Below are 12,303 nucleotides of genomic sequence, written 5' to 3'. Positions count from 1 at the left end.
CTGGCTTTAACGATTCCCGACTCCCCACTCCCGATTCCCGGCTAGGCGCTACCGCGCCGCCGCCACGATCGCCGCCGCCTTCGCCGAGCTCTCGCGCACCTTGTCCCAGGCGCCGTCGGCCAGCCAGTCCTTGGGCACCATCCACGAGCCGCCGATGCAGACCACGTTGGGCTGGGCCAGGTATTCGGCGGCGGTGCTCTCGCCGATACCGCCGGTGGGGCACAGCTTGAGGTCGGCCAGCGGGCCGGCCAGGCCCTTGAGCATCGCCAGGCCGCCGACGGCGGAGGCGGGGAACAGCTTGCAGACGCGGAAGCCGCGCTCCATCAGCGCCAGCAGTTCGCTCGGGGTGGCCGCGCCCGGCACCACCGGCAGCGGCGCCTGCGCCAGGGCGTCGGCCAGGGTCGGGGTGGTGCCCGGGGTGACGATGAAGTCGGCGCCAGCGTCGATCGACTGCTGCAGCTGGGTGGCGTTGAGCACGGTGCCGGCGCCGATCACGATGTCCGGCAGTTCGCGCTTGAGCATCGCCAGCGCGTCCATCGCCACTGGCGTGCGCAGGGTCAGTTCGATCGCCGGCAGGCCGCCTTCGAGCAGCGCAGCCGACACGCGGCGCGCTTCTTCCAGGGTGTGGACGGTGACGACGGGCAGGATGCCGGCCGCGCGCAGCAGCTGTTCGGCCTTGGTCTGGTGTTCGGCGATGGTCATGGGCGTCTCGGTTGCGAAGGGGGCGAGGCCCCGGCCGCGCACGGCCAGGGCGGGGTAGGGCGAACGGCGGCGCCGGTCAGGCGTCCTTGGCTTCGTGCGGCGCGGCGGCGGCCTCGGCATCGCGGCCCAGGTCGTACTCGGCGTCGTAGTTCCACAGGTCACCGTCGGCGGCCGGCGGGCCGCAGGAGATCGACAGCGCACCCTGGTCGGCCGGGCCGACCATGCGGCGGTTGAGCCCGAACAGGTTGCGGCCCAGGTCGTGCGCGGCCGGCGCGGTGTTCGGCGCCAGCGGCCGCGCCGCCCACTCGGCGGCGTCCACCAGCACTTCCAGGGTGCCGGCCTCGCCGTCCAGGCGCACGATGTCGCCTTCGCGCACGCGTGCCAGGGGGCCGCCGCGCGCCGCTTCCGGGGTCACGTGGATGGCCGCGGGGAACTTGCCAGAGGCGCCGGACAGGCGTCCGTCGGTGACCAGCGCCACGCGCCGGCCCTGGTTCTGCAGCAGGCCCAGCAGCGGCGCCAGCGAATGCAGTTCCGGCATGCCGTTGGCCTGCGGGCCCTGGTAGCGCAGCACCACCACGAAGTCGTGCGGCAGCGCGCCGGCGGCGTGCAGCTTGTTCAGCGCCTGCGGCGCGTCGATCACCACGGCCGGCGCTTCGATGGTGCGGAACTGCGGCTTCACTGCCGACAGCTTGATCAGCGAGCGGCCGAGGTTGCCGCGCAGCAGGCGCAGGCCGCCCTGCGCCTCGAACGGGTTGGACGCCGGGCGTACCACGGCCTCGTCGGCGCTCTTGGCCGGGCTCGGCACATAGGCCAGCTTGCCGTCCTGCACGCAGGGCTCGTCGCCGTAGGCGCGCATGCCGCCCGGCACGATGGTGGCCAGGTCGTCGTGCATCAGCCCGGCGTCCATCAGCTCGCGGAACACGAAGCCGATGCCGCCGGCAGCGGCGAAGTGGTTCACGTCGGCCTCGCCGTTCGGATACACCCGCGCCAGCAGCGGCACCAGCTGCGACAGCGCGTCCAGGTCGTCCCAGGTCAGTACGATGCCGGCCGCGCGCGCCACCGCCAGCCAGTGGATGGTGTGGTTGGTGGAGCCGCCGGTGGCCATCAGCGCGACCACGGCGTTGACGATGGCGCGCTCGTCGATCAAGCGGCCCAGCGGGCGGAAGTCGCTGCCCAGGGCGGTGATGCGCAGCGCGCGCTCGGTCGCCTGCTGGGTCAGCGCCTCGCGCAGCGGGGTGCCGGGGTTGACGAAGGATGCGCCGGGCAACTGCACGCCCATCGCTTCCAGCAGCACCTGATTGGAGTTGGCGGTGCCATAGAAGGTGCAGGTGCCGGGGGCGTGGTAAGACGCCGATTCGGCGGCCAGCAGCTCCTCGCGGGTGGCCTGGCCGGCGGCGTAGCGCTCGCGCACCTCGGCCTTCTGCTTGTTGGGGATGCCTGGAGTCATCGGCCCGGCCGGCACGAACACCGCCGGCAGATGGCCGAAGGCCAGCGCGCCGATCAGCAGGCCCGGCACGATCTTGTCGCACACGCCCAGGTACAGGCTGGTGTCGAACATGTCGTGGCTGAGGCCGATCGCGGTGGCCTGGGCGATCACGTCGCGCGAGAACAGCGACAGTTCCATGCCCGGCCGGCCCTGGGTCACGCCGTCGCACATCGCCGGCACGCCGCCGGCCACCTGCGCGGTGGCGCCGAGGGCGCGCGCGGTGCTGCGGATGATCTCCGGGTAGTGCTCGAACGGCTGGTGCGCCGAGAGCATGTCGTTGTAGGCGGTGATGATGCCGAGGTTGGGAGTGATCCCGCCTTCCAGCCGGCTCTTGTCGGTGGGGCCGCAGGCGGCGAAGCCGTGGGCGAGGTTGCCGCAGCTCAGGCGGCTGCGGAACGGACCGTCGCGCAGCGCGGCGTCGATGCCGGCCAGGTAGGCGCGCCGCGACGGCGCACTGCGCTGGCGGATGCGTTCGGTGATCGCGTGGAGGGTCGGATGCAGGCTCATTGGCGGACGTGGCTATGAAGGGGGGAATCGGGAAACGGGAATCGGGAATCGAAAGAGCGGGAAGCGGAAGAGCGGGAAGCGGTAAGGGGAATCGGAAGAGCGGAAAAGCGTCAGCGCGCAGCCGTTGCGAATCCTTAATCCCCAATCCCCAATCCCGGCCTCACTCGCACCAATGCACGCGCAGGCGCGCACCCGGCGTATCGAAGGCGACGCGGATCGGGTACTCGTGCGGGTCGGTGCCGGCCAGCGCGCGCTCCAGCACCTCCAGCTTCTGTTTGCCGCGCAACAGCAGCATGCGCTGGCCGATCGGCGCCAGGCCGGCCGGGGTCAGGGTGATGCGCAGCGGCCAGGTGTTGGCGCCGGGGCAGCCGGTGGCGTCGAGCGTGGCGTAGGGCAGCGGGTTGGCCAGGGCCTTGTTCAGGTCGGTAGCGCCCGGGAACAGCGAGGCGGTGTGGCCGTCGCCGCCCATGCCCAGCACCGCCATGCACGGGGCCGGGGCGTGCTGCGCGTGCAGATTGGCCGCGTGCACGCAGTCCTGCAGCGGCTTGCCGACCCGCACCAGCGGCTCGAAGCGCGCCTCTTCGGCGCGGTCGAGCAGGCTGTGCCGGACTAGGTAGGCGTTGCTGTCGCTGTCCTGCGGCGACAGCCAGCGCTCGTCGACCAGGCCGACCTCCAGCTTCGACCAGTCCAGCGGCAGCTCGGCCAGCGCCTGGTACACCGGCGCCGGGGTGGTGCCACCGGACAGCAGCAGGCGCGCGCCGCCGCGGCGCTGGATCTCCTCGCGCAGCGCGGTGCCGATCTCGGCCGCCGCCGCGTCGATCCATTCGTCCGGATCGTCGTAGCGGATCAGCGTGATGCGGTCGGACAGCGTGGGGCTCATGCGATGGCTCCTGGGGATTGCCGCGCGGCGTCCACCGCGTAGGCGGCGGCGCCGAGCAGGCCGGGACGGGGGTGGATCACCGCCAGCGACGGCACCCGCGCCATGATCGACGAAAACCGGCCCTTGTGCTCGAAGCGCTGGCGGAATCCGGAATGCTGGATCGCGTCGAGCATCTTCGGCACCAGCCCGCCGGTCAGGAACACGCCGTCCCAGGCGCCCTGCATCAGCACCAGGTCGCCGGCGATGGCGCCGAACACGGCGCAGAACACGTCCACCGTGCGCATCGCCCGGTAGTCGCCCTGCGCGGCGCGCGCGGTGATGTCCTCCGGCTGCAGCGGGCCCGGATCGTCGCCGGCGATCTCGCTGAGCGCGCGGTGGATGTTGACCAGGCCGGGGCCGCAGATCAGGCGCTCGTTGGAGACGCGGCCGAACTGCTGCGAGAGCAGTTCCAGGATGCGGATCTCCTCCGGCGTACCCGGCGGGAAGCTGACGTGGCCGCCCTCGGTCTCCAGCGGGAAGCAGCGCCCGCCGCGCATCAGCAGGCCGCCCACGCCCAGGCCGGTGCCGGGGCCGATCACCCCGTAGTTGCGCGGCACCTCGACCGGCGACGGCGTCCAGCTGGCGCCGCCGACCTGGACCACGTCCTGCGGCCGCAGCAGGCTGATCGCCATTGCCTGCGCGGCGAAGTCGTTGATCAGGTGCAGTTCGTCGAAGCCGAGCATGGCGCGGGTGCGCGCCCGCGAGATCACCCACGGATGATTGGTGATGCGCGCCTCGTCGCCATCGACGCGGCCGGCGACCGCGAAGGTGCCGCTGCGCGCGTCCACCCCGGTCTGCTCCAGGTAGTGGCGGGCGGCGTCGCCCAGCGACGGGAATTCCACCACCGCGTAGGTCTGGGTACTGTCGTCGAGCAGCGGCACCGAGGCGTCGAGATCGGCGAGGGCGAAACGGGCATTGGTGCCGCCGATGTCGGCGACCAGCACCGGGCGCTGCGGCGCGCTCATTGCGCGACCTTCGGCGCGGCGCCGGACTGGTCGCAGGAGACGTAGGCCTGCGCTTCCTCCGGCCCCCAGCTGCCGGCCGGGTAGGGCAGCAGCGGCAGGTGCGCCTGCGCCCAGGCGGCGCTGACGCTGTCGATCCAGGCCCAGGCGGCGCGGACTTCGTCGTCGCGCACGAACAGCGCATGGTTGCCGTTGAGCGCGTCGAGCATCAGCCGCTCGTAGGCGATGCGGCGGTGCAGGCCGGTGGGCACCGACAGTTCCAGTTCCAGCGGCTGCAGTTCCAGCGCGCCCCATTCCGGGCCGGCCAGGCTGCTCATCAGCCCCAGTTCGATGTTCTCCTGCGGCTGCAGCTGGAAGGTCAGCCGGTTCGGCGCCACCTGCTGCGCGGCCGGGCGCTCGAACAGCCAGTGGGTGACCGGCTTGAGCGTGACCACCACGCGGGTGGAGCGCTCGGCCAGGCGCTTGCCGGTGCACAGCCGGAACGGCACCCCGGCCCAGCGCCAGTTGTCGATGTAGGCGGTGACCGCGGCGAAGGTCTCCACGTCGCTGCCTTCCGGCGGCTGGTAGGCCTGCGCCGGCTGGCCGTTGATGGTGCCGGCGATGTAGCGCCCGCGCACGCTGTCGCGGGCGGCATGCTCGGCGCTGAGCGGACGCAGCGCGCGCAGCACCTTGACCTTCTCGTCGCGGATGCGGTCGGCTTCCAGCGACGCCGGCGGCTCCATCGCCACCAGGCACAGCAGCTGCAGGATATGGCTCTGCACCATGTCGCGCAGCGCGCCGGAGCGCGCGTAGTAGGCGTCGCGGCCGTCCACGCCCTCGCTCTCGGCGACCAGGATGTCCACCGACTCGATGTAGTTGCGGTTCCACACCGCTTCCAGCAGCGTGTTGCCGAAGCGCAGCGCGATCAGGTTCTGCACCGCGGCCTTGCCCAGGTAGTGGTCCAGGCGGAACACGCGGTCCTCGTCGATCAGCGCGCCGATCGCCTGCACGATCTCGCGGGCGCTGTCCGAATCGTGGCCGATCGGCTTCTCCAGCATCAGACGGTGCGGTGCGGCCAGGGCGCCGCCCAGGGCCAGGCCCTGGCAGGTGCTGATGTACAGCCCCGGCGGGATCGCCAGGTAGCTCACGCAGCGGCGCGCGGTCAGGTCGCGCACCGCGGCGGCCACCGATTCGGCATCGCGCAGGTCCACCGAGCGGTAGTCGATGCGTGCCAGCAGCGCCTGCACGATCGATTCGCCGATCTGCGGCATCGCCGCCTGCAGGCGTGGCTTGAGGATCTCGTGGAACTTGGCGGTGTCGTGCGGCGACAGCGCCAGCGCGCGGATGCGGAAGTCCTCCGGCAGGAAGCCGTCGTCGAGCATGCGCAGCAGCGAGGGGAACAGGTAGCGCTGGGCCAGATCGCCGGTGGCGCCGAACAACAGGAAGGTATCGTGCATCGACCGGGTTTCGGTTTCGGGTGACATGGTGTCGATCACCTGGGGGCTAGGAGTGACGTGGCGTGGGAAAGCGAACGGCGGCGACGGCCTGTATCCGGCCGGTTCGGGCGAGGGCGTGACGCGGGAGGGCCGCCAGGCGGGAACGCACGATCCAGGAGATGAATACGACTGCCAGACCTCTGAGCATACCTCTCCAATGCCTCATGCTGCAGGTCGGCTGTCATCCCGCAGGATGACGGGCGCGCGCCGGAGCGGCGGCTGGCGGATCGCATTGCATGCCCTCCCAGGCTCGATGTTGCCCCGTGAAAACGGTTACATGGCAGAATACCGCATCGCGATCCATTGTTGCCTGCGCGCGGGCATGATGCGACCCGAATTCGTATGCACTGCCCTCGGGAGGGACCGGCGGCAGCCCGTTCCTCACTGCCGGAAACCGGATACATGGCGAAAGTACAACTGGACAACATCCGCAAGGTCTACGACAACGGCCAGGTCGCCGTGCACGGGGCCAGCTTCGAAGTGGCCGACGGCGAACTGATGGTGCTGGTCGGGCCCTCGGGCTGCGGCAAGTCCACGCTGCTGCGCATGATCGCCGGCCTGGAAGAGATCAGCGGCGGCGAGCTGCGCATCGGCGAGCGCGTGGTCAACGAGGTGGCGCCGAAGGACCGCGACATCGCCATGGTGTTCCAGAGCTATGCGCTGTATCCGCACATGACCGTGGCCGAGAACCTGGCGTTCGGGCTCAAGCTGCGCGGCGAGAGCAAGGAGGTCATCCGCCAGCGCGTGGCCGCCGCCGCCGACACCCTGGGCCTGACCCCGATGCTGGACAAGCTGCCGCGCGCCATGTCCGGCGGCCAGCGCCAGCGCGTGGCGCTGGGCCGCGCCCTGGTGCGCGAGCCGGCGGTGTTCCTGCTCGACGAGCCGCTGTCCAACCTGGACGCCAAGCTGCGCCACTCGGTGCGCACCGAGATCGCGCAACTGCACCGCAAGCTCGGCACCACCATGATCTACGTCACCCACGACCAGGTCGAGGCGATGACCCTGGGCCAGCGCATCGTCGTGCTCAAGGACGGGGTGATCCAGCAGATCGACACGCCGATGGCGCTGTACGACCGCCCGGCCAACCTGTTCGTGGCCGGTTTCCTCGGCAGCCCGGCGATGAACGTGCTGCGCGGGCGGCTGGTGGAAGAGGGCGGCCTGCAGCTGCAGTTGCAGGACGGCGGGCGGGTGCCGCTGCCGGGTGCGCAGATCGCGCCGCAATGGCTGGGCCGGGAACTGGCGATCGGCGTGCGGCCGGAGCACCTGCAGCCCAGCGACGACGCGCAGGGCGGCTTCGAGGCCACCATCGAGGTGATCGAGCCGGTCGGCAACGAGATCTTCGTCAATCTCAGCCACGGCGCGCAGCCGCTGGTGATGCGGGTGGCGCCGCGCGCGCTGCCGGGCCTGGGCGAACGCCTGCGGGTGGCGGTGCGCGGCGACGCGCTGCACTTCTTCGATGCCGAGAGTGGGGGGCGTCTGGAGGCGCGGGAGTCGGGAATCGGGAATCGGGAATCGCAATAGCAAAGGCAACAGCGCGAAGCGCCGGCGCGTTCAGCGCGCCAGGCCGTCGATCAGGGGCTGCCAACGTGCGGGGTGGCCGTCGACGTCCAGTCCCGCCGGCGGCGCCTCCTCGAGCGGCAGCACCGCCAAGGCCAGGGTGCCGGCGACGCTGACCACGCTGCCGAATGGCTGGCCGTCGCGCTGCACCGGTGCATCGATGGCGACCGGCGCATCCACTTCCAGCAACTGCACCGCGCGCTTGGCCTTGCCCAGGAAGTGGGTGCGGGCGACGATTTCCTGGCCGGGGTAGCAGCCTTTCTTGACGCTGAAGGCGTGCAGCCGGTCCAGGCCCAACTGCTGCGGCGTCCATTGTTCGCGCTGGCTCGGCGCAAGCCGGGCCAGGCCCAGGCGCAGGTCGGCCGCGCGCCAGGCCTCCGCCAGTGCCGGGTCGGCGGCCGGCGCATCCGCGACCGGCGTCGGCACCAGGCGCAGGGTGCGCGGCAGGCCGTCGCCGCCCATGTCCAGTTCGATCACGCCGGCCTCATCGTGCGTCGACGTCGCGCCGCGGGCCTGCTCGGGTAGGCTCAAACGACCGAAAGCATGCAGCGTGTCCTCGACCGTGACGCGCAGCTTGCGCCGGAACACGAAGCGGCCCAGTGCCGTTGCCAGTTCCTCGGCGCCGCCGTCGGCCAGCAGCATCAGCAAGGCGTCGTCGGCCTGGCGCAGCAGCGCAAACACCGCGATCACCCGGCCCTTGGCGGTGAGCCAGGCGTTCCACTGCCATTGGCCCACGGCCAGCGCCTGCACGTCGTTGGCGAATTGCGCATGGGCGAAGGCCGCTGCATCCGGACCGCGCAATGCGACGTATTGCAGGTGTGGCAAGGCGGAAAAACCGCCGGATTCCAGATTCAGGTTGTCAGGCACGAGAGGGGAGGACTAAAATTGACGAGTTGTGAGACCCGCATGATAGGCCAACCAACCCCCACACCCGAGTCCGATCCCGAAACGCAGCGGCCCGCCGAGGACACCCCTCCGCAGACCGAGCCTGCGCCGCGGGAGATCGGCGGGCGCGGCGGCCTCGAGCCGACGCGCTACGGCGACTGGGAGAAAAACGGACGCTGCATCGATTTTTGAGCAGCTTTGAGCCAACGCGGCCTTAAGCACGCCGCCCAGCCGAGACAACGAGCCCAGCGAATGGCTACGCGCGAACGTCCTCTTTCCCCGCATCTGCAGGTCTATCGCTGGCAGATCCAGATGGTGACCTCGATCCTGAATCGAGCCACCGGCATCGTGCTGTCGATCGGTGCCCTGATCATCGCCGCCGGCCTGTTGGCGCTGATGCTCGGCCCCGCCTCCTGGAACTGCTTCCGCGACATCGCCGGCGCCTGGTACGGCCAGGTGTTCCTGTTCGGCTGGACCTGGTGCTTCGCCTTCCACCTGTTCGGCGGCCTGCGCCACATCCTGCAGGATTTCGGCCAGGGCTACGCCGTCCGCGCCTTCGTCACCATCGGCTGGCTGTCGGTCGTGCTCAGCTTCGTGCTGACCGCCGCGGTGTGGGCCTACGTGCTGCTGGGAGCCACCGCATGAGCCGCTATCGCACCCCGTTGAAGAACGTCCGCGGCCTGGGCGCGGCCAAGACCGGCACCGAGCACTTCGTGCTGCAGCGCCTGACCGCCACCGCGCTGGTGCCGCTGTCGATCTGGTTCCTGATCTTCGTGCTGAGCCTGCTCGGTTCGGACTACGTCGCCGCCACCGAGGCCGTGGCCAAGCCGTGGAACGCGATCCTGCTGGTCGGCTTCCTGATCGCCGCGTTCTGGCACGCCCAGCTCGGCATGCAGGTGGTGCTGGAAGACTACGTGCACACCTCGCTGCTGGCCCTGGCCGCGCAGACCATCGTGCGCTTCGTCGCCGTGCTCGGCGCCATCGTCAGCATCTTCGCCGTGGCGCGCATCGCGCTGGGCATCGCCTGATCCATCGGCGCCCCCTCTAGGAACCACATTTCGATGTCCGCTTACAAGATCACCGAACACAAGTACGACATGGTCGTGGTCGGCGCCGGCGGCGCCGGCCTGCGCGCCACCTTCGGCCTGGCCCAGAAGGGCCTGCAGACCGTCTGCCTGACCAAGGTCTTCCCGACCCGTTCGCACACCGTGGCCGCGCAGGGCGGCATCTCCGCCGCGCTCGGCAACATGGGCGAGGACGACTGGCGCTACCACTTCTACGACACCATCAAGGGCTCGGACTGGCTGGGCGACCAGGACGCCATCGAGTACATGTGCCGCGAGGCGATCCCCGCGATCATCGAGCTGGAGCACTACGGCGTGCCGTTCAGCCGCACCGAGGACGGCAAGATCTACCAGCGTCCGTTCGGCGGCATGACCACTAAGTACGGCGAAGGCCCGTCCGCGCAGCGCACCTGCGCCGCCGCCGACCGTACCGGCCACGCCATGCTGCACACGCTGTACCAGCAGTCGCTGGCGCACAACGCGCGCTTCATGATCGAGTACTTCGCGCTCGACCTGATCTTCGACGAGGAAGGCGCCTGCCGCGGCGTGCTCGCCCTGGACATGGCCGAAGGCTCGCTGCACCTGTTCCGCGCCCACGGCGTGGTGCTGGCCACCGGCGGCTACGGCCGCGCCTACTTCAGCGCCACCTCCGCGCACACCTGCACCGGCGATGGCGGCGGCCTGGTGATGCGCGCCGGCCTGCCGATGCAGGACATGGAGTTCGTGCAGTTCCACCCGACCGGCATCTACGGCGCCGGCTGCCTGATCACCGAAGGCGTGCGCGGCGAAGGCGGCATCCTGCGCAACAGCAGCGGCGAGCGCTTCATGGAGCGCTACGCACCGCACTACAAGGATCTGGCCTCGCGCGACGTGGTGTCGCGTTCGATGACCATCGAGATCCGCGAAGGCCGCGGCGTCGGCGAGCACAAGGACCACATCCTGCTCGACCTGACCCACCTCGGCCCGGGCGTGATCGACGACAAGCTGCCGGGCATCGCCGAGAGCGCGCGCATCTTCGCCGGTGTCGACGTGCACAAGCAGCCGATCCCGGTGATCCCGACCGTGCACTACAACATGGGCGGCATCCCGACCAACTACCACGGCGAAGTGGTGCGCAAGGACGGCGACAACCCTGATGCGGTGGTGCCGGGCCTGTACGCCATCGGCGAGGCCGCCTGCGTGTCGGTGCACGGCGCCAACCGCCTGGGCTCCAACTCGCTGCTCGACCTGGTGGTGTTCGGCCGCGCGGTGGCCAACCGCTGCGCCGAGACGATCAAGACCGGCGCCCCGCACAAGGGCCTGCCGGGCGACGCCTGCGACAAGGCGCTGGGCCTGCTGGACAAGCTGCGCAACGCCAACGGCAGCACCCCGACCTCGGTGATCCGCGACAAGATGCAGCGCACCATGCAGTCCGACGCGGCGGTGTTCCGCACCAGCAAGACGCTGAAGGAAGGCGTGGACAAGATGGCCGACATCTTCGCCAGCTTCGAGGACGTCAAGGTGTCCGACCGCTCGCTGGTGTGGAATTCCGACCTGATCGAGACCTACGAGCTGAACAACCTGCTGCTCAACGCGGTGGCGACGATCAACTCGGCCGAACAGCGCAAGGAAAGCCGCGGCGCGCACGCCCACGAGGATTTTCCCGACCGCGACGACGTCAACTGGCAGAAGCACACGCTGGTCACCGTCGACGACAAGGGCCAGTGCAGCTTCGACTACCGCCCGGTGCACATGTACACGCTCAGCAAGGACGTGGACGTGGTGCCGCCGAAGCCGCGCGTTTACTGACCACAGCCGGGAAACGGGAGTAGGGAATCGGGAATCGAGAACAGCGCATGCGCTCTTCGCTCCCGCTTCCCATTCCCCATTCCCCAATCCCCATTCCCGGATTTTAAAGCCATGGCAGAGTTCACCCTCCCCAAGAATTCCAAGATCGGCAAGGGCAAGCACTTTCCCGCCAAGGGCGCGAAGAACGTGCGGACCTTCAAGGTCTACCGGTGGAATCCGGACGACGACAGCAACCCGCGGACCGACACCTACGAGGTGGACCTGGACGCGTGCGGCCCGATGGTTCTGGACGCGCTGATCAAGATCAAGAACGAGATCGACCCGACCCTGACCTTCCGCCGCTCGTGCCGCGAGGGCATCTGCGGCTCGTGCGCGATGAACATCGACGGCACCAACACGCTGGCCTGCACCAAGGCGATCGCCGACTGCGGCAAGAAGGAAGTGCCGATCTACCCGCTGCCGCACATGAGCGTGGTCAAGGATCTGGTGCCCGACCTGACCCACTTCTACGCGCAGTACGCCTCGATCAAGCCGTGGATCCGCACCCAGACCCCGCCGCCGCCGGACCGCGAGCGGCTGCAGTCGCCGGAGGACCGCAAGAAGCTCGACGGCCTGTACGAGTGCATCCTGTGCGCGTGCTGCTCGACCAGCTGCCCGAGCTACTGGTGGAACGGCGAGCGTTACCTGGGCCCGGCGATCCTGCTGCAGGCCTACCGCTGGATCATCGACTCGCGCGACGAGGACACCGGTGCGCGCCTGGACGATCTGGAAGATCCGTTCAAGCTGTACCGCTGCCACACCATCATGAACTGCGCGCGGACCTGCCCGAAGGGGCTGAACCCGGCGCTGGCGATCGCCGAGATCAAGAAGCTGATGATGGCGCGCCGCGCCTGATCGCAACGGCGCACGTTCCAAGCGGCGGGCCTGCCCGCCGACCGCGCGGCACCGGCTTTCGGGT

At 69.9% G+C, this 12,303-nt stretch carries 12 protein-coding genes; 6 read left to right on the top strand and 6 right to left on the bottom strand.

What is annotated here, in order from left to right; all coding sequences use genetic code 11:
* Window positions 1-48: 48 nt before the first annotated feature.
* The 5 genes from RAB70_RS15710 to zwf all read right to left on the bottom strand — a co-directional run bounded on the left by RAB70_RS15710 (window position 49) and on the right by zwf (window position 6,012).
* On the bottom strand, window positions 49-702 hold the full coding sequence (locus tag RAB70_RS15710; protein ID WP_148828438.1) for a bifunctional 4-hydroxy-2-oxoglutarate aldolase/2-dehydro-3-deoxy-phosphogluconate aldolase: 654 nt from the start codon (window positions 700-702) through the stop codon (window positions 49-51).
* 76 nt (window positions 703-778) lie between these two features.
* Window positions 779-2,695, bottom strand: coding sequence for a phosphogluconate dehydratase (gene edd, locus RAB70_RS15705; RefSeq protein WP_148828437.1), 1,917 nt, complete (start codon window positions 2,693-2,695; stop codon window positions 779-781).
* Window positions 2,696-2,855: 160 nt separating this feature from the next.
* Window positions 2,856-3,575, bottom strand: a complete 720-nt coding sequence (pgl, locus tag RAB70_RS15700) for a 6-phosphogluconolactonase (RefSeq protein WP_017917731.1) — start codon at window positions 3,573-3,575, stop codon at window positions 2,856-2,858.
* Window positions 3,572-4,579 (bottom strand): glucokinase, encoded by a 1,008-nt coding sequence (gene glk, locus RAB70_RS15695; RefSeq protein ID WP_017917730.1) that lies wholly within the window; start codon window positions 4,577-4,579, stop codon window positions 3,572-3,574. Before glk ends, pgl begins: the two co-directional genes overlap by 4 nt.
* Window positions 4,576-6,012: a glucose-6-phosphate dehydrogenase gene (gene zwf, locus RAB70_RS15690; RefSeq protein WP_173003415.1), complete on the bottom strand. Its 1,437-nt coding sequence runs from the start codon at window positions 6,010-6,012 to the stop codon at window positions 4,576-4,578. Before zwf ends, glk begins: the two co-directional genes overlap by 4 nt.
* Before the next feature lie 441 nt (window positions 6,013-6,453).
* Between zwf and RAB70_RS15685 the strand changes: the two genes are divergently transcribed.
* Entirely contained in the window at window positions 6,454-7,572 is a 1,119-nt protein-coding gene (locus RAB70_RS15685) for an ABC transporter ATP-binding protein (protein ID WP_148828435.1), read from the top strand.
* A gap of 30 nt (window positions 7,573-7,602) precedes the next feature.
* Here RAB70_RS15685 and RAB70_RS15680 read toward each other — a convergent pair whose 3' ends face one another.
* The gene (locus tag RAB70_RS15680; protein ID WP_170268120.1) at window positions 7,603-8,475 is read right to left on the bottom strand and encodes a folate-binding protein YgfZ; all 873 of its coding nucleotides are present in this window, start codon (window positions 8,473-8,475) and stop codon (window positions 7,603-7,605) included.
* Between RAB70_RS15680 and RAB70_RS15675 the strand changes: the two genes are divergently transcribed.
* The 5 genes from RAB70_RS15675 (at window position 8,377) to RAB70_RS15655 (ending at window position 12,239) form a co-directional block, all read left to right on the top strand.
* Entirely contained in the window at window positions 8,377-8,685 is a 309-nt protein-coding gene (locus tag RAB70_RS15675; protein ID WP_309252725.1) for a DUF1674 domain-containing protein, read from the top strand. The two genes, RAB70_RS15680 and RAB70_RS15675, sit on opposite strands and share 99 nt — an antisense overlap.
* Window positions 8,686-8,745: 60 nt before the next feature.
* The gene (sdhC, locus tag RAB70_RS15670; protein WP_017912577.1) at window positions 8,746-9,138 is read left to right on the top strand and encodes a succinate dehydrogenase, cytochrome b556 subunit; all 393 of its coding nucleotides are present in this window, start codon (window positions 8,746-8,748) and stop codon (window positions 9,136-9,138) included.
* Window positions 9,135-9,521 carry a succinate dehydrogenase, hydrophobic membrane anchor protein gene (gene sdhD / locus RAB70_RS15665; protein WP_010342655.1) on the top strand — a complete coding sequence of 129 codons (387 nt, stop codon included), beginning with the start codon at window positions 9,135-9,137 and terminating at the stop codon, window positions 9,519-9,521. Before sdhC ends, sdhD begins: the two co-directional genes overlap by 4 nt.
* A gap of 33 nt (window positions 9,522-9,554) precedes the next feature.
* The gene (gene sdhA, locus RAB70_RS15660) at window positions 9,555-11,345 is read left to right on the top strand and encodes a succinate dehydrogenase flavoprotein subunit (protein ID WP_010342654.1); all 1,791 of its coding nucleotides are present in this window, start codon (window positions 9,555-9,557) and stop codon (window positions 11,343-11,345) included.
* Window positions 11,346-11,456: 111 nt separating this feature from the next.
* A complete protein-coding gene (locus RAB70_RS15655) occupies window positions 11,457-12,239 on the top strand; it encodes a succinate dehydrogenase iron-sulfur subunit (protein ID WP_010342653.1) in 783 nt (260 codons plus the stop codon).
* Window positions 12,240-12,303 lie beyond the last annotated feature (64 nt).

It is taken from the genome of Xanthomonas sontii (assembly GCF_040529055.1).
In the GTDB taxonomy this organism is placed as follows: Bacteria; Pseudomonadota; Gammaproteobacteria; order Xanthomonadales; family Xanthomonadaceae; genus Xanthomonas_A; species Xanthomonas_A sontii.
This window is presented reverse-complemented; position numbering and strand designations above follow the sequence as displayed.

What these genes read in the sequence shown, in the direction of transcription:
- RAB70_RS15710 (WP_148828438.1), bottom strand. Translation starts at nt 702, where the DNA reads ATGACCATCGCCGAACACCAGACCAAGGCCGAACAGCTGCTGCGCGCG.
- edd (WP_148828437.1), bottom strand. Translation starts at nt 2,695, where the DNA reads ATGAGCCTGCATCCGACCCTCCACGCGATCACCGAACGCATCCGCCAG.
- pgl (WP_017917731.1), bottom strand. Translation starts at nt 3,575, where the DNA reads ATGAGCCCCACGCTGTCCGACCGCATCACGCTGATCCGCTACGACGAT.
- glk (WP_017917730.1), bottom strand. Translation starts at nt 4,579, where the DNA reads ATGAGCGCGCCGCAGCGCCCGGTGCTGGTCGCCGACATCGGCGGCACC.
- zwf (WP_173003415.1), bottom strand. Translation starts at nt 6,012, where the DNA reads ATGCACGATACCTTCCTGTTGTTCGGCGCCACCGGCGATCTGGCCCAG.
- RAB70_RS15685 (WP_148828435.1), top strand. Translation starts at nt 6,454, where the DNA reads ATGGCGAAAGTACAACTGGACAACATCCGCAAGGTCTACGACAACGGC.
- RAB70_RS15675 (WP_309252725.1), top strand. Translation starts at nt 8,377, where the DNA reads ATGGGCGAAGGCCGCTGCATCCGGACCGCGCAATGCGACGTATTGCAG.
- sdhC (WP_017912577.1), top strand. Translation starts at nt 8,746, where the DNA reads ATGGCTACGCGCGAACGTCCTCTTTCCCCGCATCTGCAGGTCTATCGC.
- sdhD (WP_010342655.1), top strand. Translation starts at nt 9,135, where the DNA reads ATGAGCCGCTATCGCACCCCGTTGAAGAACGTCCGCGGCCTGGGCGCG.
- sdhA (WP_010342654.1), top strand. Translation starts at nt 9,555, where the DNA reads ATGTCCGCTTACAAGATCACCGAACACAAGTACGACATGGTCGTGGTC.
- RAB70_RS15655 (WP_010342653.1), top strand. Translation starts at nt 11,457, where the DNA reads ATGGCAGAGTTCACCCTCCCCAAGAATTCCAAGATCGGCAAGGGCAAG.